General features: G+C 37.7%; 24 protein-coding genes and 1 other annotated feature. Of the genes, 22 read left to right on the plus strand and 2 right to left on the minus strand.

Features of this window, described 5'->3' with window-relative positions:
* Nucleotides 1-183: 183 nt before the first annotated feature.
* The 7 genes from EDD72_RS05650 (at nt 184) to EDD72_RS05680 (ending at nt 5,089) form a co-directional block, all read left to right on the plus strand.
* Nucleotides 184-363, plus strand: a complete 180-nt coding sequence (locus EDD72_RS05650; protein ID WP_132768149.1) for a hypothetical protein — start codon at nt 184-186, stop codon at nt 361-363.
* 175 nt (nt 364-538) lie between these two features.
* Nucleotides 539-1,333 (plus strand): flagellar motor protein, encoded by a 795-nt coding sequence (locus tag EDD72_RS05655; protein ID WP_132768151.1) that lies wholly within the window; start codon nt 539-541, stop codon nt 1,331-1,333.
* Complete coding sequence (locus EDD72_RS05660; protein WP_132768153.1) at nt 1,326-2,081, plus strand: OmpA/MotB family protein; 756 nt, start codon at nt 1,326-1,328, stop codon at nt 2,079-2,081. The genes EDD72_RS05655 and EDD72_RS05660 overlap by 8 nt, the downstream gene beginning before the upstream one ends.
* 128 nt (nt 2,082-2,209) lie before the next feature.
* On the plus strand, nt 2,210-3,046 hold the full coding sequence (locus tag EDD72_RS05665; protein WP_132768156.1) for a sulfite exporter TauE/SafE family protein: 837 nt from the start codon (nt 2,210-2,212) through the stop codon (nt 3,044-3,046).
* Between the two features lie 48 nt (nt 3,047-3,094).
* The gene (locus tag EDD72_RS05670; protein WP_424565534.1) at nt 3,095-3,436 is read left to right on the plus strand and encodes a DUF1634 domain-containing protein; all 342 of its coding nucleotides are present in this window, start codon (nt 3,095-3,097) and stop codon (nt 3,434-3,436) included.
* Nucleotides 3,437-3,544: 108 nt separating this feature from the next.
* Nucleotides 3,545-4,333, plus strand: a complete 789-nt coding sequence (locus tag EDD72_RS05675) for an arginase family protein (protein ID WP_132768161.1) — start codon at nt 3,545-3,547, stop codon at nt 4,331-4,333.
* Nucleotides 4,334-4,414: 81 nt separating this feature from the next.
* Nucleotides 4,415-5,089, plus strand: a complete 675-nt coding sequence (locus tag EDD72_RS05680) for a uracil-DNA glycosylase (RefSeq protein WP_132768163.1) — start codon at nt 4,415-4,417, stop codon at nt 5,087-5,089.
* Between the two features lie 186 nt (nt 5,090-5,275).
* Here EDD72_RS05680 and EDD72_RS05685 read toward each other — a convergent pair whose 3' ends face one another.
* Nucleotides 5,276-5,461 (minus strand): hypothetical protein, encoded by a 186-nt coding sequence (locus EDD72_RS05685; protein WP_132768165.1) that lies wholly within the window; start codon nt 5,459-5,461, stop codon nt 5,276-5,278.
* Nucleotides 5,462-5,704: 243 nt separating this feature from the next.
* Between EDD72_RS05685 and EDD72_RS05690 the strand changes: the two genes are divergently transcribed.
* The 15 genes from EDD72_RS05690 to EDD72_RS05760 all read left to right on the plus strand — a co-directional run bounded on the left by EDD72_RS05690 (nt 5,705) and on the right by EDD72_RS05760 (nt 24,044).
* Nucleotides 5,705-6,265, plus strand: a complete 561-nt coding sequence (locus tag EDD72_RS05690; protein ID WP_132768167.1) for a glycerol-3-phosphate responsive antiterminator — start codon at nt 5,705-5,707, stop codon at nt 6,263-6,265.
* A gap of 249 nt (nt 6,266-6,514) precedes the next feature.
* Nucleotides 6,515-7,342: an MIP/aquaporin family protein gene (locus EDD72_RS05695; protein WP_132768169.1), complete on the plus strand. Its 828-nt coding sequence runs from the start codon at nt 6,515-6,517 to the stop codon at nt 7,340-7,342.
* A gap of 17 nt (nt 7,343-7,359) precedes the next feature.
* On the plus strand, nt 7,360-8,862 hold the full coding sequence (gene glpK, locus EDD72_RS05700; protein ID WP_132768171.1) for a glycerol kinase GlpK: 1,503 nt from the start codon (nt 7,360-7,362) through the stop codon (nt 8,860-8,862).
* A gap of 178 nt (nt 8,863-9,040) precedes the next feature.
* Complete coding sequence (gene glpA / locus EDD72_RS05705; protein ID WP_132768173.1) at nt 9,041-10,663, plus strand: anaerobic glycerol-3-phosphate dehydrogenase subunit GlpA; 1,623 nt, start codon at nt 9,041-9,043, stop codon at nt 10,661-10,663.
* Nucleotides 10,656-11,828: an FAD-binding protein gene (locus EDD72_RS05710; protein ID WP_132768175.1), complete on the plus strand. Its 1,173-nt coding sequence runs from the start codon at nt 10,656-10,658 to the stop codon at nt 11,826-11,828. Before glpA ends, EDD72_RS05710 begins: the two co-directional genes overlap by 8 nt.
* Nucleotides 11,800-13,008 (plus strand): anaerobic glycerol-3-phosphate dehydrogenase subunit C, encoded by a 1,209-nt coding sequence (locus EDD72_RS05715; RefSeq protein WP_132768177.1) that lies wholly within the window; start codon nt 11,800-11,802, stop codon nt 13,006-13,008. The genes EDD72_RS05710 and EDD72_RS05715 overlap by 29 nt, the downstream gene beginning before the upstream one ends.
* Nucleotides 13,009-13,182: 174 nt before the next feature.
* Nucleotides 13,183-13,722, plus strand: a complete 540-nt coding sequence (locus EDD72_RS05720) for a cysteine hydrolase family protein (RefSeq protein ID WP_132768179.1) — start codon at nt 13,183-13,185, stop codon at nt 13,720-13,722.
* Between the two features lie 323 nt (nt 13,723-14,045).
* Nucleotides 14,046-14,304: a binding site (T-box leader), on the plus strand.
* Nucleotides 14,305-14,423: 119 nt separating this feature from the next.
* Nucleotides 14,424-16,094: a dihydroxy-acid dehydratase gene (gene ilvD, locus EDD72_RS05725; RefSeq protein ID WP_132768181.1), complete on the plus strand. Its 1,671-nt coding sequence runs from the start codon at nt 14,424-14,426 to the stop codon at nt 16,092-16,094.
* A gap of 47 nt (nt 16,095-16,141) precedes the next feature.
* Nucleotides 16,142-17,866, plus strand: coding sequence for a biosynthetic-type acetolactate synthase large subunit (gene ilvB / locus EDD72_RS05730; RefSeq protein ID WP_207893653.1), 1,725 nt, complete (start codon nt 16,142-16,144; stop codon nt 17,864-17,866).
* A 5-nt stretch (nt 17,867-17,871) separates the two neighbouring features.
* Nucleotides 17,872-18,345: an acetolactate synthase small subunit gene (ilvN, locus tag EDD72_RS05735; protein ID WP_132768183.1), complete on the plus strand. Its 474-nt coding sequence runs from the start codon at nt 17,872-17,874 to the stop codon at nt 18,343-18,345.
* A gap of 89 nt (nt 18,346-18,434) precedes the next feature.
* Nucleotides 18,435-19,427, plus strand: coding sequence for a ketol-acid reductoisomerase (gene ilvC, locus EDD72_RS05740; protein WP_132768185.1), 993 nt, complete (start codon nt 18,435-18,437; stop codon nt 19,425-19,427).
* Nucleotides 19,428-19,447: 20 nt separating this feature from the next.
* On the plus strand, nt 19,448-20,989 hold the full coding sequence (locus EDD72_RS05745; RefSeq protein ID WP_132768187.1) for a 2-isopropylmalate synthase: 1,542 nt from the start codon (nt 19,448-19,450) through the stop codon (nt 20,987-20,989).
* 74 nt (nt 20,990-21,063) lie between these two features.
* On the plus strand, nt 21,064-22,137 hold the full coding sequence (gene leuB / locus EDD72_RS05750; RefSeq protein ID WP_132768189.1) for a 3-isopropylmalate dehydrogenase: 1,074 nt from the start codon (nt 21,064-21,066) through the stop codon (nt 22,135-22,137).
* Nucleotides 22,138-22,351: 214 nt separating this feature from the next.
* Entirely contained in the window at nt 22,352-22,990 is a 639-nt protein-coding gene (locus EDD72_RS05755) for a YitT family protein (protein ID WP_132768191.1), read from the plus strand.
* A gap of 79 nt (nt 22,991-23,069) precedes the next feature.
* A complete protein-coding gene (locus EDD72_RS05760; RefSeq protein ID WP_132768193.1) occupies nt 23,070-24,044 on the plus strand; it encodes a tripartite tricarboxylate transporter substrate binding protein in 975 nt (324 codons plus the stop codon).
* Nucleotides 24,045-24,151: 107 nt separating this feature from the next.
* Here the strand turns inward: EDD72_RS05760 and EDD72_RS05765 are convergent, their stop codons facing one another.
* Complete coding sequence (locus EDD72_RS05765) at nt 24,152-26,155, minus strand: tripartite tricarboxylate transporter permease (RefSeq protein WP_132768195.1); 2,004 nt, start codon at nt 26,153-26,155, stop codon at nt 24,152-24,154.
* Nucleotides 26,156-26,228 lie beyond the last annotated feature (73 nt).

Consider the following 26,228-nt stretch of genomic DNA (forward strand, 5'->3'; position numbering starts at 1 on the left):
TGACAAGAGGAAAATAAAAAGTAAATTTTAATAATGACTCCCTATTATGTGGAGAATGTCTCATTTAAGTTTTTACTGTATTAATACAAATAAAATAATTTATTGACTGTTATATAAAATATTGTTATAATACAGATAACGAAAAATAAATGCTGGGGTGTAACAATGATGGAGAGGAGCATAATGGAAATGGTATACCAAAGAAAAGAAGGAAAACCATTTGTTTTGAAAGACATTGATCCTTTATTTTATGCTTGCTGCTATCTCAACACAAATCGGATGTTCTTAATGGAGAAAGAAAAATTTTTTAATGAAATGCAAAAAGGGTTGATTTCAAAGTTATCTGCTGTTGCGAATCTTTAAACAAAATATTTTAAATAAACATTTTGAAATCGTAAAGCATTTTTTCCCCATTTAGGAAAAAGTGCTTTTTTTATTGGAATGGCAGGATTATGATATAAAATTGTCGAAACAAGTAACCGATATAAATAGAGGATATAATTTTTTTATTAACAGTTTTATTAGGGGAAGTGAAGCGATGGACTTAAGTACAATTATTGGTCTTATACTTGGATTAGCAGGGTTAGTTGGAGGATTTCTACTAGAAGGCGGTCATGCGAGTTCATTGTTGCAACTAACCGCATTTATGATTGTTTTTGGGGGAACATTTGGAGCGGTTATTGTAAGTTACCCAATGTCACAGTTAAAGACTGTCCCTAAACTTCTAAAAATAGCATTTACGGAAAAAAAATTAAATGTTCATGAAACGATTCAACAATTAGTTGAATATTCAACATTAGCCAGAAGAGAAGGAGTATTAACGATTGAACAATATTACGAAAAAATGGATGGTAATCCTTTTCTAAAAGAAGGACTCATGATGGTCGTTGATGGAGTGGATCCACAGCTTATTCGTGAGATCTTAGAAATTGAGATTGCGAATATTGAGGCTAGACACGAAAAAGGAATTAAAATCTTTGAGTCTGCAGGAGGTTATGCACCGACAATGGGGATTATTGGTACTGTTATGGGACTCGTTCACGTACTAGGGAATTTATCTGATCCCGATTCTTTAGGTCCATCTATTGCGGTGGCTTTTATTGCGACCTTATATGGTGTAGCAAGTGCAAACGTTTTTTATTTACCGATTGCTTCTAAATTGAAAGCTCGTAGCCAAATGGAAGTATTAATCAAGGAATTAGAAGTGGAAGGGATTCTCTCGATTCAAGCAGGAGAAAATCCGCAAATGTTAAAAAAGAAATTATTAGCCTTTTTACCCCCAGCTATGCGTGATTTAGAACAAGAGAATACTGCGGGTGAAAACAATGAATAGACGAAAGAAAAAAGCAGAATCCCATGAAAACCATGAACGATGGCTGATTACTTATTCTGACTTAATTACGCTACTTATGATTTTCTTTGTTGTGATGTATTCTATGAGTAAATTGGAAGTGGCTAAATTTGAACAGATTAAAGTTTCATTAATGGATGCTTTGTCAACGAATGATTCGATGATTGAGGGAGTCGGTGTTGCGAAATCAGGAAATACTGAAAAGACTCAAGAAGGCGGCGATGAAAAAAATAAACAATATGCAAAACAACAAGAGGAAGAGAAAAAATTACAAAATTTCCTAAAAGAAATCGAAAAATATATTAAGGCTAATCATCTAGAAGATGTTGTGGAACTAGAGGAAGTCCCTCGTGGGGTTCAGATCTCTATGAAAGATAAAATTCTCTTTGATTTTGGGAAAGCCGATCTAAAACCTGAGTCAAAGATGATTTTAGATAAGATTTCGAATTTATTAAAAGATCTACCCCATCCTTTAAGTATTGAAGGGCATACAGATAATCGCCCTGTTTTACCTAGTTCACCTTTTAAGTCAAATTTTGATCTTTCAACGGCGCGAGCCAATTCAGTATTAGAATACATGGTGAATCAACACCAAATTGATCCGAAACGTCTGCGTATCGTTGGCTATGGAGAATACAAACCAGTCTACAAAAATGATACAGAAGAACACCGTCAAGCAAATCGCCGAGTGGTGATAGTTGTTCTTCGACCAGAATATGATCTGAAATAGAAACCACACGCATAAAGAAAACCGAGAGAGGAATTTGCCTGTTTTCGGTTTTTTTCATTGCTTAATTTTACATTTCTTTAGACTATTTCTATAATAAGAATATCTAAGACATAAGGAGATGGGAAACATTGGTTTGGACAGCGATATCGATTTTGATTATTTCTGTTTTTGCAGGAATATTTGGCTCCCTTTTAGGGTTAGGAGGTGGGATGATCGTTATCCCAGCCTTAACTTTGTTAATGGGAGTGGATATTAAATATGCAATTACCGCGGGATTGATATCTGTGATTTCTACATCGAGTGGTTCAGCAGTTGTTTATGTCCGCGATAAAATTACGAATATTCGCGTTGGAATGTTTTTAGAATTGGCGACAACGATCGGAGCGTTAACAGGAGCGTTAGTTGCAGGCTTTTTGCAACCAAAAACTTTATATATTCTCTTTGCGCTTCAATTATTTTATTCTGCTTACTCGATGATCAAAAAAAGAAACCAGGAATTACCAGAAATTCGTTCCATACATCCAATGGCGGAAAAATTAAAATTAAAAGGAGAATATTACGACAAGGCATTAAACCAAACCGTTACATATCAAGCCAGTAGCGTGTATAGCGGTTTTGGATTGATGTATTTGGCTGGAGTAATTTCTGCATTATTAGGAATTGGTAGTGGTAGTTTTAAAGTAATTGCAATGGATCATTTTATGAATTTACCAATGAAAGTTTCAACAGCGACCAGTAATTTTATGATGGGTGTTACGGCTGCTGCCAGTGCGGGAATTTATTTATTTCGTGGGCAAATCGATCCTAAAATCGCTGGACCTGTGGCTATTGGCGTTGTAATTGGAGCAACGATTGGTACAAGAATTATGCAACGAATGCGAAGTGTCACTCTTCGGAAAATTTTTATACCCGTGTTACTTTATGTTGCCGTTGAGATGCTATTACAAGGTTTGGGGGTAAAATAAATGGATCAATCGAAACGATTAGAACAGCATGAAAATCGTCATGTTGTGATGATGGAAGTGGTTATTAGTAAATCGTTACGTTATGGTGTCACAATTAGTGCAATCACGATTCTCTTAGGACTAATTCTTTTTATCATTACAGGAAAAAGTGGTTATCCGGGTCATACATTTCCAACGACTCTAAGTGCTATTTTAACTGGACTAGTTAGCTTAAAACCATATGCAATTATCATGACCGGACTCTTACTGTTAATTCTCACTCCAGTATTTCGTGTGGGAATTTCTATAATTGTGTTTTTATTAGAAAAAGACTATCTTTATGTGATCATTACTTCTTTAGTGTTTGCGATTTTAATTACAAGTTTGCTACTTGGGAAAGTGACACATTGAAAAATAGTTTCATCATCTGAGTTTTGCTTCAAGTGTAATCACACTAGATTTATCCAACTTTTTGCGTAAATTTGTTTGGAATTTATGTGGAAAAGGGAGTGGATAAATATGGGCTTATTACATGATGAAGTAATCTTTTTAAATTTTGATCAATCCTATGTTCCGCAAAAAAAGCTACTTCAAATTCCTCATTACTGGATTGATTTAGACGATATTAAGCACACCAATTACTATTGTGAAGAAACAGCTTGCACCAAGATTGAAGAACGCTTATATGAAAATCCTCATCAGGGGATTACGTTTATCGGTAGTGGAAACTATCATTATGTTTCATATCTTTTATTTTCAGAGATCAAGGAACCATTCACTTTGATTCTTTTTGATCACCATACAGATGCAATGATCGATTCTTCCTCTGTTTCTAGCCTGATTTCCTGTGGTTCATGGGTAGCTCATGCCATTTCCCAATTATCTTTTTTACAAAAAGTACTGATTATTGGGGCAAGAAAAGACTTACTTCCATTGATTCATCCAAGTTTGCGATCCAAAGTCGTTGTTTTGCCTGAAAACGATTCTCGATTATCGTCAAAATTTGTTTTGCATTGGTTACAAAATGAGATAGCGACAGATACCATCTATATTAGTATTGATAAAGATGTACTAGATACTGATTATGTTAAGACGAATTGGGACCAAGGCAATATGAGCCTTCCTGAACTTTTGATTGTCTTAAGAGAAATCATTCGACAAAAAGAAGTATATGGTGTAGATATCTGTGGGGAATATCCAACGAATCCATTTAGCGCTTTTCAATCTATATCAATAGAGGCGATCAGAAAAAACGAGCAGGCCAATCAAAAAATTTTAAATACCATCCTAAATCCAAAATCCCCTTAAAAAAGAGGGATTTATCGTTGGTTACAAACTGTTAAAATACAAATTGGAGTCATAGAACAATTGTGAATAGGTGTGTCAGATATGGCAATTTTAAGAAATGATTGGAATAATTATTTGGAAAATGAATTTAAAAAACCGTACTATTTGCGTTTAAGGGAGTTTTTAATTGAGGAATACCAAACGTGGACCATCTATCCCGATATGTACGATATTTTCAATGCCCTTCACTATACCCCTTATTCAGAGACAAAAGTAGTGATATTAGGGCAAGATCCGTATCATGGTCAAGGGCAAGCTCATGGGTTAAGCTTTTCCGTTAAACCGGGGATAGCTATCCCGCCTTCTTTACAGAATATTTTCAAAGAACTACAACAAGACTTAGGTTGTACGATCCCTAATAACGGCTATCTTGTGAAATGGGCAAAACAAGGGGTATTACTGTTAAACACCGTCTTAACCGTCAGAGAAGGGGAACCCAATTCTCATAAAGGGATGGGGTGGGAAACGTTTACTGACCAAGTGATTTCTACATTAAATCAACGGGAAAAACCAGTAGTCTTTATTCTCTGGGGAAAACATGCTCAAGAGAAAAAACAACTAATTACTTCCCCTCACCATTATATTATTCAATCCCCTCATCCAAGCCCTTTTTCTGCTAATCGAGGTTTTTTTGGCAGTCGACCGTTTTCTAAAGCTAATGGATTTTTACGACAAATTGGTAGTTCGGAAATCGATTGGCAAATTCCTGATATTTAAGCTCTGATATATATGGTTCAGTTTCGATGACAAATGAAAAAATGTAAGTGAAAAAAGAAGGTTTTCTGTTTTAATTTTTCCCTTAAGCGTTGCAAAATATCCTTCTCCTTTACTTTCTTTTCTTGCCATAATTATAGTATAGCTTTTCTTAATAAAATGATAAAATCGTAGTATAATAACTGCGACCTATAGGTTAATGTATAATCCATAAGCTAGGATTTCAGAAGGTGTTGATAATTTAAATCCCTGAATTTCGGAGTAATCTAATTTTAAAGGTTCATCAAAGGTTTGAACCGTAAATGGATCAAATAAGAATTTTTGATCATCGATGACCAGGATCTCATCATTTGCCTTTGGTTCATCCAGAACCAATTCTACTTCGAGGGTAAACCCTCAGCCGGCTGCCAATTCAGCTTTTACACGTATTCCTTTAGTAGAAGGAATTTGTAGGGTTTTGATTTCTTTAAGTGCCTGATCTGTGACATGAAATTGCATATTATATATTCCTCCAAAAAATGTGATAATTATATTTTACCTAAAATTTGATTTACTGATAAAGCTCATAATTATCTGGATGAATTTTTTTGATCCACGTCGTTAGAGGAGTGACCAGAATTGGCTTTTCATGGACAAAAAATTATTCCTGCCATTCGCAATATGAAAGACTTTGAAACCATTTTGAAAAGTGATTTTGAATACTTTATATTACTTGACAGCCATATCAATCAATTAAAAAGTATTAGTGAATATGCAAAAAAAGCAGGAAAAAAGCTTTTATTACATGGAGATTTGATTCATGGGTTGAAAAATGATGAATATGCAACACAATTTATCGCTCAAGAATTTAAACCAGCAGGACTGATCTCGACAAAGTCACAAATGATTACCACTGCCAAGAAAAAAGGGATTATGGCCATTCAAAGACTTTTTTTAATCGATACCACGGCTTTAGAGGCAGGTTATAAATTGATTGAGAAAACCAAACCAGACTATATTGAAATTTTACCTGGGGTTATCCCAACTAATATTATAAAAGAAATATCACAAAAAACAGGTATTCCTCTTCTAGCAGGAGGACTAATTAATACAAAAGAGGATATAGAAATAGCATTGAATGCTGGTGTTGTGGCAATTACAACTTCAAAGAAGGAGCTATGGATTTATGATTCAAAATAATGAAATTTTTTAAACCACTATAAAAATTCATATTGACAACGTTTTCAATTCATGTCACAATATAGACACAAAGTTAATAGTTAATGGGGAGACACGGAGATCCATTATATAAACCTTTTAATAAGGTTATTTATAATGGATCTCTTTTTATTTTGTATAGGGGGTGATCTGAAAATATACTTAGAGAATTTTTGGAAAATGGAATTCATGTAATTTAAAAAAAGAATTCAATTAAGGGAGGACAATGAAATGACACCATTTTGGGGAGAACTTATCGGCACAATGATTTTAATTATTTTTGGTACCGGAGTTAATGCAGGACTTAGTCTAAAGAAGTCTTATGCTAATGGCGGCGGTTGGGTCGTTACTACATTTGGATGGGGGTTCGCAGTTGCATTTGCAGTTTATGCAGTGGGTAGTGTAAGCGGTGCACATTTGAACCCAGCGGTAACGATTGGATTAGCGATGGTAGGAGATTTTCCATGGGCTGATGTTCCAAGTTACATTCTAGCTCAAATGATTGGTGCAATCTTAGGTGCGACATTTGTGTGGATCTTTTATTTACCTCATTGGAGAGAAACAGAAGACCAAGGGACAAAACTTGGAGTATTTTCAACAGGTCCAGCAGTACCCAATGTGGCTGCTAACTTGGTAAGTGAGATTTTAGGCACATTCATTCTTGTATTAGCAATTCTATTTATTGGTGCAAATAAATTTACTGAAGGTTTGAACCCGATTATTGTAGGTTTTCTCATTGTGGCAATCGGTATGTCACTTGGTGGAACCACAGGTTATGCTATTAACCCTGCAAGGGATTTAGGACCAAGAATTGCTCACTTCATTTTACCGATTGCTGGAAAAGGGAATTCCAATTGGTCTTATGCATGGATTCCGGTTGTTGGGCCAATCATTGGTGGATCATTAGGAGCGTTATTTTATAAAGCAGTATTTGCTGGTAAAGTATATTCTTCACTATGGATTTTTGCTGCGATCACAATAATCATCATCTTAGCCGCAATTGTACAAAGTGGAAAATCAGTAAATACTTCAATAATTAATAAAAAAGTAACCGCTTAAAAAGGGAGGAAGTTAGAATGACTGAAAAATACATTCTATCTATTGACCAAGGAACTACTAGTTCAAGAGCCATCTTATTTAACAAAAATGGGGAAATTGTGGCAATGACACAAAGAGAGTTTCCTCAATATTACCCAAAACCAGGGTGGGTTGAACATAATGCAAATGAGATTTGGGGGTCTGTATTAGCCGTATTAGGGGAACTTTTTGGTAACTATAATGTGGAACCAAAGCAAATTGAAGGAATCGGGATTACCAACCAACGTGAAACGACTGTCGTATGGGACAAAAATACGGGCTTGCCTATCTATAATGCGATTGTATGGCAAAGTCGACAAACAGCAGCGATCTGTGATGACTTGAAAGCAAAAGGTTACGAACAAATGGTAAGGGAGAAAACTGGTCTAGTGATTGATGCTTATTTCTCGGGAACTAAAATCAAATGGATCCTTGATAACGTAGAAGGGGCTAGAGAAAAAGCAAAAAAAGGTGACTTATTATTCGGTACCATTGATACTTGGTTGATTTGGAAATTAACAGGCGGAAAAGCTCATGTTACCGATTATACCAATGCTTCAAGGACGATGTTATTTAATATTCATACGCTCGAATGGGATGACGAGTTATTACAGATGTTAGATATTCCAAAATCTATGTTGCCAGAAGTAAGACCATCTTCTGAGATCTACGGAATGACAGTTCCATATCATTTCTTTGGTGAAGAGATTCCAGTGGCTGGAGCTGCAGGAGACCAACAGGCAGCATTATTCGGCCAAGCTTGTTTTGAAGCCGGAATGGCCAAAAATACCTATGGTACAGGTTGTTTCATGTTAATGAATACAGGTGAAAAGGCTGTTCCATCTAAGCACGGATTGCTTACAACCATCGCTTGGGGTGTGGATGGAAAAGTTGAATATGCGCTAGAAGGAAGCATTTTTGTTGCGGGTGCAGCGGTTCAATGGTTACGTGATGGTTTACGTGTAGTAGACAATGCACCACAATCAGAAGAACTCGCAACAAAAGTTGATTCAACTGACGGTGTGTATGTTGTTCCTGCATTTACTGGTTTAGGAGCTCCATATTGGGATATGGATGCACGTGGAGCTATCTTTGGTTTAACCCGTGGTACCACACGTGAACACTTGGTTCGTGCAACATTAGAATCCTTAGCATATCAAACAAGAGATGTATTATCAGCAATGGAAGCGGATTCTGGAATTACCTTAAACACTTTACGTGTAGATGGTGGAGCCGTTAAAAATAATTTCTTAATGCAATTCCAATCTGATTTATTGGCTGTTCCAGTAGAACGCCCAGTTGTGAATGAAACCACCGCTTTAGGCGCAGCTTATCTTGCAGGTTTAGCAACAGGCTTCTGGAAGGATAAAGAAGAGATTGCAAAGAACTGGGCAATTGATAAGACATTTGAACCTGTTTTAGCTGAAGAAAAGCGCGAAGAATTGTATTCAGGCTGGAAACGGGCAGTAAACAGCACCATGCATTGGAGCAAAAATCAATAGAATCTTCTTACAAAAGGCCTTTCAACAATTCTGAAATCATGTTATACTTACATAGACAATATCATCAAAAAATTTGGTTGGAGATTCGGAGAGACCATACAAATCAGACCTTTGATCCGGCATCAAAGGAGGGTTTGTTTTGGTCTTTTTTATTTTTAATATTTGGGGGAAAATGGGAATGACAAGAAAGATCGAGACAGAAGTGGTTGTCATTGGTGGAGGAGTGACAGGGGCTGGGGTTTTGCGGGATTTGGCCCTACGAGGAATCAAGGCCATCCTAGTGGAACAAAGGGACTTAACCTATGGAACCTCGTCCCGATATCATGGTTTACTTCATTCAGGTGCGAGATATGCTGTTGGTGATGTAAAGACAGCTAGGGAAAGCTACGAGGAGAATTTAATTGTCAAACGAACAGTACCAGGGTCAGTTGAAGATACAGGTGGTTTATTTGTCAAAGTTCCACAAGACGATGATGAATACGTGTATAATTGGATCGAAGGATGCAAGAAAGCAGGAATCCCGATTGAAGAAGTTCCAGTAGCTCAAGCACTTATCGAAGAACCCTTTTTATCTAAAGATGTTCAAGCTGTTTATCGTGTTCCCGATGCAGCAGTTGACGGTTTTACATTAGTCGTGGATGTGGTAGGAGATGCAGTATCTAGAGGAAGCAAAGTTCTTACTTACCATGAAGTCGTCCAAATGATCATGAAAGAAAATCGAGTGATCGGTGTCGTTGTACGTAATGTTCATACCGGTGAATGGATCGAAATCTATGCGAATATGGTTGTCAATGCGACAGGACCATGGGCGGCAAAGATTGCATCTCTAGCAGGAATCGATATTCATATGATCAATAACCGTGGTATGTTAGTGGTTTTCCATCATCGGTTTAATAAAAAAGTGATCAATCGCTTACGCAAACCAGGGGATGCTGACATTTTTGTTCCAGCACATAACGTAACCATCTTTGGAACAACCGGCGTGAATGTTCAAGAACCTGATGATTTTTCTCTAAGTCGTGAAGAAGTAGATAAGATGTTACGAGATGGGAAAGCGATGATCCCTGAAGTGGAACAGATGCGAATGATTCGTGCCTTTGCTGGTGTAAGACCTCTTTATCAAGACAAAACAGTAACGGGAAGTAGTGGGAGAAATGTAAGTCGGGGAATGGCGCTACTTGACCATGAAACCCGGGATGGATTAAAAGGAATTGTCACGATCACAGGTGGGAAGTTCACCACTTTCCGTTACATGGCAGAAAAAACGGTAGATCTCGTTTGTGATAAATTAGGGATTTCCGCAAAATGTACGACTCATGAAGAAATTGTTCCCCATCGCATGGCAAAGGAATTTTTTAAAGAAGTCAATATGGCACCAGCGGCGAAACAAAAGTTAATTCATTGGGCAGGTAATCGTGCGAAAAAAATTGAAGAAGGATTACAAAAAAATGATCTTTTAAATATCGTTGTCTGCGAATGCGAACAAGTAACCCTAGGCGAAATCGAATCGGTCTTACCAGATGAAAAATTTCATTTAGGGGATATTCGTCGGAGAACCCGCTTAGGAATGGGGACCTGTCAAGGAACATTTTGTAATTTCCGTGCGGCAGCATTAGCGGTAGAAAGAGGAATCACAACGACACAAGAAGCCAATACTGCTTTACTCGATGCTATTGCGGAAAGACAAAAAGGGATGAAAGTGGTAGCTACAGGAGAAACAGCAAAACAATTAGAATTGATGAATACCATCTACTATGTTTCTTTGGGAATGGGAAAAAAGGGGGAAATGAAACATGTATGATGTTGTGGTGATTGGCCAAGGGCTTACAGGGATGTTATCTGCCATTTGGACAAAAGAAGAAGGAGCTTCTGTTGCCATCATTAGTCAAGGTACAGGTAGGATCCTTCAATCAACGGGTGTGATGGATATTCTTCCAGGAACAGAGGGGACAATGAATGATCTGATTCGTAAATACCAGATCAAAGGCTGGAACTCGCTACTCGTGGAGGGTGGAATCGATCGTTTTAAGACGTTAATGGTTCAGTTAGGCAATCCATATCAGGGATCTATTGAGCAACCAGTAGAAATCGTAACTGGTTCAGGCTTTCTAAAATCAACCGCTTTATACCCGACAACAGTTTCCCCCATTCCCCATAAAGGTCATGTGGTTGTGGTTGGCTTTCAAGAAATTACAGATTTTCAGCCCTCTTATGTTGCAGAAAACTTAGCAAGTGAACGTCCTGAATTAACCATTGACCATTTCTCGATTTCCTTAGAGCAGCGTTCACATCGAACCATGACACAGCTTGATGCAGCTAGATTATTAGAGCAAAAAGAAGTTCGGAATCAAGTGATTCAACGATTGAAAGATAAAATGAAAGAGTCATCGATTCATAAGTCTGATTTAGTCATCCTACCATCTGTCTTAGGAGTAATTGGATGGGAATCCGTTTGGAAAGACTTTAAGAATCAATTGGATACAACGATTACGGAAGCTGTTGGAATGCCACCCAATGCAACTGCAATACGCTTACACGAACAATTACATAGAGAAACGACTCGTTTAGGCGTTCGTCAATATTTGAATTCCAAAGTGGTAGGAAGTAAACAAGGAAAACAAACGATTGAATCGGTCATGGTCCGTAACGCAAATCATACCATCGAAATAAAAGGAACATCATTTGTACTTGCCACTGGTGGAATTCTAGGTGGGGGTATGGAAAAGATGGCAAGTAGCATAACCGAAACGACATTAGGGTTAGAAGTCGATCAAGAAGGGAATCTAATCAACCCATATGATAATCTTTATTTAGTGGGAGCTAGTCAAGGGCTTCGCGTTACATCTCATGGCATAACAGGGGGGATTTTTTCTATTCTTTCTAGCTATGAGACGGTTATTAAAAACAACTATCGTCAACCATTAGGAGGAGAACAACATGATAAACTTACCAGACACCAGTTATGATCAATGTCTCAAATGTAATGCATGTGTAGTAAGTTGTCCTGTTTCCAACGCAACCCTTGATTTTGGCGGACCGAAACATTTAGGACCTGAATTAAAGCGTCTGATGGAAAATCAAGAGTTGATCGATGATCCGAGGATTGAACTTTGTACATTATGTGGCAATTGTGATCTCTCCTGCCCTGAAGATGTTCATGTTTCTAGTTTAACGGCACAAGCAAAGGCGATTCATGCGGAAATATCGGGAACGAAATTCAGAGATAAAATATTAAGTCAAGCGGAAATAATGGGAAAAGTTGCTTCAACCTTTGCACCGATTACTAATACAGTAATGAAGATGAAACCCCTTCGTAAAGCGATGCAAAAGATAATGGGAATTCACGCTGATCGCAAATTCCCAGAATATCAATTTAAGAATTTTAATCGTACGTATAAAAAGAAAACCGCTAATACGAAGAGAAAAGTGGCTTATTTTGTTGGTTGTTATGCCACATACAATGCTCCACAAGTAGCTGAAGCATTTGTTGAGGTGATGTCTTATAATGGAATCGAAGTGGCCAAACCAGATCAACATTGTTGTGGAATCCCAATGCTCGCTAATGGGCAAATAGAACAAGCGATGAAAAATGCCAAGTTTAATGTTAAAAGTTTACTAGAATATACAAGAAAAGGTTACGATATTGTTCTAACTTGTACCAGTTGCACAACTGCACTAAAAAAGGAATATCCTGAGGTACTTAAAATTGAAGGTGCAAAAGAGTTAGCCGAACATGTCTTTGATGCCGATGAATATTTACGGATGCTTCATGAAGAAGGGGAAATGAACACCAACCTTGCACCGATGAGTGTGAAGGCTGGTTATTATGCACCATGTCACATGAAAGCACAAGGAATCGGAAATCCGGCAATGGATGTACTTGAATTGATTCCAGGATATGAAATTCAAGATTTGGCCGCGGGATGTTGTGGCCAGTGTGGAACATTTGGTTTTAAAGAAGAAAAGTTTGAAATATCTCTAAAAATGGGTGCTCCGATGAAGCAAGCGGTAGAAGAATTAGATGCCGAATATACCGTAACCGAATGTGGGATGTGTAAAACCCAACTTGATCAATTAACAGATAAACCTGTCAAACATCCAATGGAAATCATGGCAGAGGCATATCGGAAAGCTGTAGTTTACTAGCTAATTCATCTGGACCAACATCATCAAAAAATTTATAAGATTTTTATATTGATTTGATTAACCCTCTTCTTATCGAGTGTAAGAAGAGGGTTTTTTGTGCGAGGTGACTAGTCAAAATGATATAACACATATATAATCATCTGTAAAGACATATGATAAAAGGGGGAAAAAGGATTGAAAAAAGCACTACTTATCGTTGATATGAGTAATGATTTTGTTGATGATCATGGGGGATTAACGGCAGGAAAGCCTGCTCAACAGATTGTTCCAAATATCATCGATTTAGCAAATCACTTTCTTGATGAGAATCAGTTGGTGATTTTTGCAATGGATGCCCATCAGCCAAATGATCGTCATTTTGAAGAATGGCCTGTTCACAATGTCATTGGAACATGGGGGCAACAATTATATGGTGAATTAGAAGAATGGTACCAAAAATATAAACAGAAGGAGAATGTGATTTTACTTCCAAAACAACAATACGATGCTTTTTATGGAACTTCTTTGGAGCAAATTCTAAGAAATAAAGGAATTCAAGAGGTTCATTTAACTGGAGTGGCAACAGACATTTGTGTATTTTTAACAGCCTCAGGTGCATATTATCGAGGATTTAAGACGTTTGCTCATAAAAAAGGAACGGCAACCTTTACCGACCAACAAGATTTAGCATTAAAACACATGAATACCATTTTTAAAACAGAAATAATCGATTAACGGATAAACCTCAAAAATTTTGGAATACAAGTTGACGTGGCTTGTATGTTCTAACGCTTCTCCATCCCTCGCGACTTTCTCTAAATAAACAGTCGGTAGGAAAGCACGCTCTAAAGAATCAGCTTATAGAATCATACAAGCCATCCCTATTTTTTATAAAAAATTTTTAAATTTTTTAAACCTAGAACAGGCAATGGATTAAGCGTTTTCAAAATTTCCCAAGAACAAAAATTCAGAAAAAAGGCAATTGACAGGTAAAAATTACGGCATTATAATCTCTAGTAATACTTTAAGAATATAAAGCGTTGTAACTTTTCATAACAGAAAAGATAATGAAAAGGACAAGTAGCAAAAGGATCATTATGTTCAGAGAGCTAAGGATGCTGGGATCTTAGCCATAACCCTTTTGTGAACTCACCTTGGAATCAACTTTGTGAAATGATCATTCTGTATGATGATGGTTCAGAGTAATAAAGTTCGGCGTTGCCGTTATCCATTACGTGTGAATCATAGCACGTACCGAGGCTTTCTTTGCGAAAAGAAAGTGAACTAGGGTGGTACCACGAAGACTTCGTCCCTAATGACATTATCATTGATAATGTCATTAGGCATGAAGTCTTTTTTTATTAATAAATTGGTATCATACCAATTTATCGAATCTAACTTTAAATATTAAAAATTCAAAAATGGAGGGGAAACAGATGAATTCTCACAAAGTGACAAAAGGAATTGAAAGAGCACCACATCGAGCTTTATTTAAAGCGATGGGAATTACTGATGAAGAACTAGAAAGGCCTTTAATTGGCGTAGTCAATTCATTTAGTGAGATTGTACCTGGTCACAAACATCTAAGACAACTAGCAGAAGAGGTTAAAGCTGGTATTCGTATGGCAGGTGGTACCCCTTTTGAATTTAACACGATTGTTGTTTGTGATGGCATTGCAATGAATCATACAGGGATGCAATATTCATTAGCCAGTCGCGAATTAATCACAGATAGTATCGACACGGTTGTACACGCTCATCAGTTTGATGGTTTAGTCTTTCTGCCAAACTGTGACAAAGTGGTTCCAGGAATGTTAATGGCAGCGGCTAGATTAAATCTACCATCAATCATTGTAAGTGGAGGGGCGATGCTGGCAGGCCATTTCAATGGGCAATCAGTTGATTTATCAACTGTCTTTGAGGCAGTTGGAGCTGTAAAAGCTGGAAAAATGACGATGGAAGAGCTGTTTGTTTTAGAAGAAAATGCTTGTCCTGGTGGTGGAAGTTGTGCAGGAATGTTTACCGCTAACTCAATGAACTGTTTAACAGAAGCACTAGGAATGGGATTACCTGGGAATGGTACGATCCCTGCAGTAATGGCAGCAAGAAATCGATTAGCGAAACGCGCAGGGATGAAGATTATGGAATTAGTAGAAAAAGATATTCGTCCGAGTCAGATCATGACAAAAGAGGCTTTTGAAAATGCATTGAAAGTGGATATGGCATTAGGGGGTTCTTCTAATACGGTTCTTCATGTCTTAGCGGTTGCTCATGAGATGGGAATTCGTATTACATTGGATGAAATTAATAAAATCGCTGCAGAAACACCGCAACTCTGTAAACTAAGTCCAGCTGGGCCCAATCACATTGAATTATTAGATCGTGCGGGTGGGGTATCTGCTGTGATGAATGAACTTATGAATCACGGGTACTTGCATAAGGATGTTCTTACAGTAAACGCCACTACCCTCGAAGAAACCATTCGCAATGTTCAAGTAAAAGATCGTTCCGTGATTCGTTCAGTTGAAGATCCTTATTCAGAAACTGGAGGATTAGCGATTCTTTTTGGAAACTTGGCACCAGATGGCGCAGTTGTAAAACAAGGGGCTGTAGCAAAAGAAATGTTGGTTCACCAAGGACCTGCAAGAGTCTTCAACGGTGAAGAAGAAGCAGTAAATGCGATTTTAGGTGGAAAAATTCAACCAGGAGATGTTGTCGTCATTCGTTATGAAGGGCCAAAAGGTGGTCCGGGAATGAGAGAGATGTTAACCCCAACTTCTGCATTAGCGGGGATGGGATTAGATTCCAGTGTAGCTCTCATCACAGATGGACGTTTCTCCGGGGCAACAAGGGGTGCATCCATTGGTCATGTTTCTCCAGAAGCAGCTGCTTTTGGTCCAATCGCAGCAGTAGAAGAAGGAGATCTGATTCAGATTGATATTCCAGCGAGGAAAATTGTGCTGAAGGTAGATGAAGAAACCATTCAAAAACGGTTGGAATTGATAAAAGCTAATGGTCCAGTGAAAAAACAAGAGTTATCTGGATATTTAAAACGTTACGCACGCAATGTAACCTCAGCCAATACAGGAGCGATTTGGGAATATTAGGAAATTTATGATCTTAATATATAAAAAGAAGAGAAAGGTGAGTGAAGATGAGAGCAGAAGCGTATCAGCAAGTTGACAATCGCTTGGCGGAAGAACCTGTTTATGAGATGAAATCAGGTGCGGAAATGATTATTGAATGTTTAAAGAGGGAGGGAGTTGATGTCATTTTTGGTTACCCTGGGGGTGCAGTCATTCCAATATATGATGCTCTATATGATTCAGGTTTGAAACACGTCCTTTCTCGACATGAACAGGGGGCTATCCATGCAGCAGATGGATATGCTAGATCAACAGGAAAAGTAGGAGTGGTAATTGGAACGTCTGGACCTGGGGCAACCAATCTTGTAACAGGAATCACGAACGCCTATATGGACTCGATCCCTTTAGTGGTTTTGACAGGGCAAGTTCCTACAAGCTATATCGGAACGGATGCATTTCAAGAGGCGGATATTACGGGAATAACCATGCCAATTACCAAACACAATTATTTAGTTCAACGAACACAAGATTTACCGAAAATTTTGAAAGAGGCTTTTTACATTGCGAGGTCTGGCCGACCAGGACCCGTTCTCATTGATATTCCAAAGGATATTTCTTATGATGTTGCTCCATTTTATTATCCTGAGTCTGTATCGATACCAAGTTACCAGCCAACGATTGAACCGAATCCAAGTCAGGTGATGAAAGTAGCGAAAACGATTGAACAAGCGAAACGGCCATTAATTTTAGCTGGTGGTGGAGTTATTTCTTCTGGTGCAGAAACTGAATTATTACAGTTCGTTGAAAAAATGCAAATCCCAGTTACAACGACCTTAATGGGATTAGGTGGATTTCCTGCTAGTCACCCTTTGTGGTTAGGAATGCCTGGAATGCATGGCACAGTAACAGCAAACCGTGCGATTCAAAATGCAGATTTGTTAATTTCACTTGGTGCAAGATTTGATGATCGGGTAACAGGAAAGATCGAACGGTTTGCACCAAAGGCAAAAATCGTCCATGTTGATATTGATCCAGCTGAAGTAGGAAAGATTATTCCGACACAATTACCACTAGTTGGCGACATTAAACACGTATTAGTCCAACTGATGAAGAAAACCTCCCCAGGGGACACGATAGAATGGATTGAACAATTACAACAGTGGAAAAAAGAAAAACCTTTACGCTATAAAGATTCCAAAGATGGAATCAAAGCACAGTATGTCATTGAACAACTATCCAATTATACAAAAGGTGATGCCATCATAAGTACCGATGTAGGTCAACATCAGATGTGGACGGCACAATATTATAAGTTTGAAAAGGCAAGAACACTTCTTACTTCAGGGGGATTAGGGACAATGGGGTTCGGATTACCTGCAGCAGTTGGAGCGCAAGTAGGGCATCCTGATCAAAAAGTAGTATGTATATCTGGTGACGGAAGTATCCAGATGAATATTCAAGAATTAGCCACCATTGTTCAACAAAAATTGCCATTAAAAATTATCATCCTGAATAATTCTTACTTAGGAATGGTTCGTCAATGGCAACAAATCTTCCACGATTGTCGCTACTCTTGTACATTTATGACTGGACCTGATTTCGTCAAACTAGCAGAAGCCTACGGAATGTTAGGGATCCGTGCAGTGAAGAAAGAAGAAGTAACTGAAGTTCTTGAACAAGGAATGAAACATAATGGCCCAGTGATTATGGAATTTATGGTAGAAGAAGAGGAAAATGTCTTTCCTTTTGTACCTCCAGGAGCATCACTTGATGAGATGATTGAAGGGGAGTGACTCGAATGAAATACACGTTATCATTAATTGTAAATGACCAAGCAGGGGTTTTAACCCGAATTGCTGGTTTATTTAATCGCAGGGGATTTAATATTGATTCAATCACAGTAGGGAAAACAGAAGAACCAGGGCTTTCACGAATGACAATTGTTGTACATGGCGATAAACGTTTGGTTGAACAGATCAAAAAACAACTTCATAAACAAATTGATGTTCATAAGGTAATTGACATCACGAATGAGCCAATGGTGGCTAGGGAATTGATCATGATTAAAGTGAAAGCAACACCGCAAACATTGCCAGAAATCACAAACTTAATTGAACCATTTCGTTCAACAGTTGTTGATGTCGCACACTCTACGATTACCATTCAAGCAACAGGGGATGAAGATAAATTAAACGCAATCATTGAGTTACTCCGACCTTATGGAATTAAAGATCTAGTAAGGACAGGATTTGCAGCTATTCAAAGAGGATAAGTGAATAAAAAGTTGTTGTTACAAGTTAAAATCGTGCACATTATTTATTTAGAATATTTAAAATATTTTTGAAAAGGGAGAGGTAAAAGATGAAAATGTATTATGATCAAGATGCGAATTTAGAGGTATTACAAGAAAAAACAGTAGCGATTATTGGGTATGGTAGTCAAGGCCATGCTCAGGCACAAAATTTGCGTGATAGTGGAGTAAAAGTTGTTATTGGTTTAAGACAAGGAAAGTCTTGGAAACAAGCAGAAGCAGACGGTTTTGAGGTATACCCCGTTTCTGAAGCTGTTGCATTAGCCGATGTGGTACAAATTCTATTACCTGATGAACAACAAGCCAAAGTATATCGGGAAGAGATCGAACCGAATTTGAAAAAAGGCGCGACTTTAGTATTCTCACATGGCTTTAACATTCATTATGGGCAAATTATTCCTTCCGAGGAAACAGATGTGGTAATGATCGCACCAAAAAGCCCAGGACATCTTGTAAGAAGAACATTTGAACAAGGAGCAGGAGTCCCTGGTTTATTAGCAATCTATCAAGATCAATCAGGAAAAGCTTTAGATACTGCTCTCGCTTATGCAAAAGGGATTGGTTGTACGAGAGCAGGAGTGATTGAAACAACCTTTAAGGAAGAAACAGAAACCGACCTCTTTGGTGAGCAGGCTGTATTATGTGGTGGTGTATCCGAACTTGTAAAAGCTGGTTTTGAAACTCTTACAGAGGCAGGATATCAACCAGAAATCGCGTATTTTGAATGCTTGCATGAATTAAAATTAATCGTTGATCTCATGTATGAAGGTGGTCTTAGCCATATGCGCTATTCCATCAGTGATACCGCTCAATATGGAGATTATATGTCAGGAAAACGAGTAATTTCTACTGCTTCACGCCAAGCAATGAAAGATATTCTTCATGAAATTCAAACAGGACAATTTGCTAGAAATTGGATCTTAGAGAATCAAGTAGGTAGACCCATGTTTAATGCGATTGATCGTAAAGAAAAAGAACATCCAATTGAAGTTGTTGGTGCTAAGCTTCGCGAAATGATGCCATTTGTCAAAAACAAAAAATAAGTGAGATGGAGGGCCACCACATGCGAGTGATACAGATTTTGGATACGACTCTTAGAGATGGGGAGCAATCGGCTGGTGTCAATTTAAATACGAATGAGAAAAAGGAGATTGCAAAACAATTGGTTCGTCTAGGGGTAGATGCGATCGAGGCAGGTTTCCCGATCGCATCCCCAGGGGACTTTCAGGCGGTAAAGACCATCGCCGATGAAGTAAAAGGGGCCACGATTGTTGGTTTTGCTAGAGCTACAAAAGGAGATATTGACGCCGTTTATGAAGCAATTAAGAATGCAGAACAAGCACGAATCCACATGTTTATCGCTACTTCTCCTATTCACATGAAATATAAATTACGCAAATCTCCAGATGAAGTGATTGAAATCGCCGTCGAAATGATTAAATATGCCAAAAAATATTTTCAGGATATTCAATTCTCTGCAGAAGATGCAGGACGAAGTGATCTAGACTATTTGGTACGATTTACAAAAGAAGTCATCGACGCTGGAGCTACGATAGTGAATATTCCAGATACCGTTGGCTATATGATGCCACGTGAATATGGATATTTATTTAAGCATTTGAAGGAACAAGTACCCAATAGTCATAAGGCTTTATTCAGCGCGCACTGTCATGATGATTTAGGAATGGCAGTTGCCAATACATTGGCAGCTATAGAAAATGGCGTCGATCAAGTGGAAGGAACCATTAATGGTATTGGTGAAAGAGCAGGAAATGCTGCATTAGAAGAGGTGGCAGTATCTCTATACACTAGACAAGATTATTATCAAGCGACTACGAAGATGAACTTAGAACAGATTGCTCGGAGTAGTAAGTTGATCAGTAAACTCACAGGAATGATCGTACCAGGGAACAAGGCGATTGTTGGTGCGAATGCTTTTGCCCATGAATCGGGAATTCACCAAGATGGTGTGTTAAAGGAAAGAACAACTTATGAGATCATTCGTCCAGATCTGGTAGGATATTCTAGCAATAAATTGGTACTTGGAAAACACTCGGGTCGGCATGCATTCAGAGAGAGATTAATCGCCTTAGGCTATGTATTATCCGATGAGCAAATTAATGTTGCCTTTCAGAAGTTTAAAGAATTAACGATGAAGAAGAAAGAAATTTTTGATGATGATTTGATGATGATTATTGATGAACAGCAATTGAAACAAAGTGCATTTGAATTAGAATATTTTCATATCTCTGGAGACACCTCTATTTCTACGGCAATGCTAAGGATGAAACTCCCAAATGGAGAAAGTAAAGAAGAAGCAGCACATGGAGAAGGATTAGTTGACTCCGTTTATAACACGATTGACCGTATCTCTGGGCTAAATTTGAAATTGAAAGACTATCAGATTAAATCGGTAGGCTATGGCCGTGATGCTGTTGGTAGTGTGCATGTCAAAGTGGAATACAATGGGGAATTATTTAATGGAAGAGGAATGTCTACCAATGTCATCGAGGCAAGTGCTAAAGCATATATTGACGCATTAAATCGAATTTATGTGAAGCATGGATTGAACAAGCAAGAATTGAAAGAGCAAGAGATTAGTTAATACTACATGACTTGTTTTTACGATGTTGATATTAATAAAGAAGCGGAGAAGGATAAAGAAAGGGAGAAGGGAATATGCCGAAAATTGCTGTCTTACCCGGGGATGGAATCGGTCCAGAAATCGTTGCGGAAGCGGTAAAAGTTTTGAAAACAATTGAAGAGATAAGCGGAGTTCATTTTGAAATCGATGAATATTTGGTTGGAGGGGTTGCCATTGATGAAACAGGCAATCCATTACCAGCGGAAACATTAGAAGCATGTTTAGAGAGTGATGCTGTTTTGCTTGGAGCAGTTGGTGGCCCAAAGTGGGATGATTTGCCTGGAAATCTAAGACCAGAAAAAGCATTATTAGGACTTCGCAAAGAATTGCAACTTTTTAGTAATCTTCGACCTGTCAAAACATATGATTCATTAATCAGTGCTTCAACATTGAAACCCGAAGTGATTCAGGGTGTAGACTTACTTGTGATTCGAGAACTAACGGGCGGAATTTATTTTGGTGAGAAATCGACAGAGATTACAGAGAATGGGATCAAGGTGACTGATTCTTTAACCTATACGGAAAAGGAAATTGAAAGAATTGTTCGTCTTGGTTTTGAAACCGCGATGAAACGTCGCAAAAAATTAACTTCTGTCGATAAAGCAAATGTACTTGAATCCTCTCGGGTATGGCGAAAAGTAGTAGAGAAGGTAGCTGCCGATTATCCCGAAGTAGAATTGAGTCATATGCTCGTTGATAACTGTGCCATGCAATTAGTACGATATCCCAAACAATTTGACGTGATTGTAACGGAAAATATGTTTGGTGATATCCTTAGTGATGAAGCAGCTATGTTAACAGGTTCAATCGGGATGCTTCCATCTGCTAGTATTGGTACAGAGAAAGTAGCCATGTATGAACCAATTCATGGTTCAGCTCCAGATATTGCGGGTCAAGGATTGGCCAATCCACTAGCGACAATTTTATCGGTTGCCATGATGCTCAAATACTCTTTTAATCTGAATCAAGAATCTGAACAGATTGAGCAAGCCGTTCAAAAAGTTCTAGATGCAGGATATCGAACCAAAGATTTGGCAACAACTGAATCGAAGATTGTTTCTACTAAAGAAATGGGAGAGTTAGTTATTCAAGCTATGAAAGATGAATAAAAATAAATGTAAGCCTTGTTTGTCTGATAGGGACATAACAAGGCTTTTATTTACATACAAGCCATATAATATACAAACGTATTTTTATTCTTACATACAAATTTGTGATGAATTTTTAAGACAAGACTAATATTTTTATTTGTTTCAACAAATAGAATGGTAAAGAGACAAAAATGAAACAGATTTACATTTTTTTAGATTGAAGGTTTATAGAATGAAAAAGGAAATGCTGGTTCCCTATGATTTTAAAACTTACTTTATGATTACAATTGGTGCGATCATCCAGGGTTTAGCAATGGACATTTTTCTATTTCCCAATAATATACCCTCAGGGGGAGCAGGTGGAATTGCGGTTTTGATGAATTATTTGTTCCATATCCCCATCGGTGTTGCTCTATGGCTTGCTAATTTTTCGATGTTGTTAGCAGGAATTAAGTGGTTAGGGAATTCCAGTGTCATTGGAACAATGTATAGTATTTCTGTTGCAGCCATTACCATTCAGGTTTTTGATTTACCTATACCTACTTTGCCAAATGTTTGGATCGACTTGTTCGTTGGTTCCCTCATTTTAGGTATTGGAGTGGGTATATTATTAAGGCAAGAGGTCTCCAATGGTGGGGTTGGAGTAATAGCATTAATTGTTGCAAAATATCGAAATACAACCCCAGGGAAACCATTATTTTTGATCAATGGGTTAATCTTTTTATTAACAGCTTCCATTATTTCTTGGGAGATTATATTTCAAGCGATTTTTAGTCAATGGCTGTCTTCTAAGATTGTAGATATGATCTTTGAATTTGATTTTAATCCTAATGTTGTCGTGATCCAATCTGTTACGATTCGAAAAAAATAATAAAAATTTTTTAGGACTTACATAAAAAAAAGCCCCCCTCATATCTTTGTTAAGAAGATAGAATGAAAGGTGGGAAAAAATGAGTCTAAAAAAAGTTTGGATTCCATTTATTCTTGTCCTCGTTTTGCTCGCTACTTTTGGTTGTTCCAATTCAAAATCTAGTGTGAAAGATTTTCCTAATAAACCCATCCAATTAATCGTTTCCTTTTCTCCTGGTGCAGCAACAGATACTCAAGCAAGAATAATCGCAAAATACGCGAAGCAATATTTAGGGAAAGAATTAGTCATTGTCAATAAACCAGGAGGTGGTGGATCGGTTGGCTGGAACTATTTTTCTTCAGTGCCACCTGATGGTTATATTTTAGCAGCATACAACCTGCCTCATATTATTACACAACCATTAGTAGGGCAAGCCACGTTTAAGGTGGATACATTCGACCCCATTATCAATTGGGGTCAAGATCCAACCGTATTTGCTGTAACGAAGGATAGTCCAATTCAAGATCTCGATGACTTAATACAAAAAGCGAAGAAATCTCCAGGAGAATTAACCGTTGGAACAGCAGGAAAATTTGTAGGCCAACATATGGCCGTTTTGCAATTGGAAAAAGCAGCGAGTATTGATTTAAAAGATATTCCTTATAAGGGTTCTTCTGATTCGATCGCTTCGTTACTTGGTAAGCACACTGATCTTATATCGGGGAATTTATCTGATATGTATCGCTTAGGAGATCAGATTCGTATTCTTGCCATTGCGACAAAAGAAAGACACCCATTGGTACCGAATGTGCCTACATTCACAGAGTTAGGTTACCCTGATGTGGTGATGAGTACCGACCGTGGCATCGCAGCAAAAAAAGGAACGCCTAAGGAAATTATCGATAAGTTGGAAAAGAGTTTTATGCAATTGATGAATGATCCTAAGTTTCTAAATGATATGAAAAAATCGGGATCGGATATGTTAATTTTAAATCGAGAACAAGTGAAAAAAGAGTTCGAAAATCGAAAGGTTCTCTATGAACAATTGATAAAAAGTGTAAATATAAATGAGTGAAATAGAATCAGATTTTGTTTAACAAGATTGAATTCAGGAGATAGAGGTTTGAATTCAAACCAAATGAAATTGGCTTGTATGTTTCCAAGCATACAAGCCAAAATTTTTTATCTCATGAACATTTGAAGAAAATATAAAGCAATTCCTTTTGGGAGGGGAACCTTAATCAAACTTGTAAAAACAAAATACATGATCAACGTGAAAGAAGTGGAAACGAGAATAATCTTAAAAGGTTTGATCATTTTTCCGCGTTGCAAGTAATAATAAATAGGAACAGAAACCATCAAAATTAAAACTTGTGAATAGAATCCGATGAAATCTGTAGATAAGCTAATTAACACGATAAAACCCAAAAATAAGATGTTTGAAAGTGAAAATGGTCGTTTTATCGTTTTTTCAGCTTTCATTTGATCTTGAAATGGGATTCGAATCAATTGAGTGATGGCAAGAACTGTCATTGATAAAAAGGTGAAAAAGGGAAAAATTTTCATTTCAAAGACCATATCTCGAATCGCAAGCAAGGATAGGGAAGAGATGATCCCAAATATGAGCCAAGAAAACGCACGAGCGGAGAGAAGAGATCGTAAGGAAAAAGTCCGTAATTTTCTTCCCTGTTCTTTTTCTTTATGTTGCTTAAAGGAATACCAGATGGAGTAACCCATTGTGAGTACAATGATCAACATTAAAATTATATTCCAAGTTCCGGTGAAGAAATAAGGAAGAACTGCACCGTTTGATTCCCCAATCGCTATGCCTTGTAACAATCCTTCTTCAGCAATTGGCCCAAGGATAAAACCTAATGCTACAGGAGCAGGTGAGAAGTTAAACTTTTGAAAGATAAACATGAGAATTCCGATGATCACCATTGAATAGATATCAAATGTACTATTTTGTGTGGTATATGCACCAATAATCGAGAAAGAAATGATAACCGGTGCCATAAAGTGATTGGGTATATTCACTAATTTACTGAAATATCGGATCGCAAATAGCCCAATGAAAAGCATTAGAATTTGAATGATGATCATTCCATATAAAAATAAGTTCGCTACATTTGCATGTTCAACAAACAGATTTCTACCTGGCCATATCCCATGAATCATGAGTCCACCTAAGAAGATTGCTGATGTAGGTGAACCAGGTATTCCTAAAGTCAATAATGGAACTAATGCCCCACCTACTTCGGCGTTGTTAGCACTTTCTGAAGAAATAATCCCTTCTTTCATTCCTTTTCCAAAATTTTTTTTGTCTTTTGTAAAACGTTTTAATTCATTATATGCCATGATACTGGCTACATTACCACCAGCACCAGGTGCTATTCCGATGATCAGCCCAATAATTGTTCCGATCGATAAGGCTTTAGGATTTTTTAGAATATCTGCAAAGGAAGATCGTAGTGAGGTTTTCTTTGAATTGGAATAATGAAATATTTCAGGTCCAAGGTGGTGTTTTGTTAGGTTTAGAATTAAACGTAAAGCTTGAGGGAAAGCAAACAATCCGATTAAGACTGATACTACATTTAAACCTCCAACTAATGAATCACTACCAAACGTGAAACGTACCGTACCTGTGATGGAATGAATTCCGATCATCGAAAGCAGAATTCCAATGGTTCCGCCAACCATATTTTTAATCATCGAACCATCAGAAATCACGGCAATAATCGTAATGCCAAAGATTGCGACCCAAAAGTTTTCCACTGGTCCAAATTGAAGGGAGATGTCTGCAAAGAAAGGTGCAAAATACAATAGTAAGATCATTCCAATTAATCCACCAATTGTTGAAGCGATGGTCGATAATTCTAGAGCTTTTTTCGCCTCTCCTTTTTTAGCCATAGGATATCCCTCGAAGGTGGTAGCAACAGATGCAGGAGCACCTGGTATATTGAACAAAATTGCTGGAATCGATCCTCCATAAACGGCCCCACTATAGATTCCTCCTAGTAGAAGTAAGCCATATTCAGGGGATAAGGAGAAAGTGAAAGGGATCGCCATTGCTACACCCATTGTAGGAGTTAGCCCTGGCAACGCCCCGACAATAATCCCGATTAGAACACCAACAGCCATTACAAGAATACTTAAGGGTTCAAAGAGCTGTAATAGAATATCCATAAGTTTCCTCCTTCATCATTGTTCAGAAGTAGGATATTCACCTAAGCCCATAGAAGTGTGCCTATTTTTCGTT

The sequence above is a fragment of the Tepidibacillus fermentans genome, from assembly GCF_004342885.1.
Taxonomy (GTDB): domain Bacteria; phylum Bacillota; class Bacilli; order Tepidibacillales; family Tepidibacillaceae; genus Tepidibacillus; species Tepidibacillus fermentans.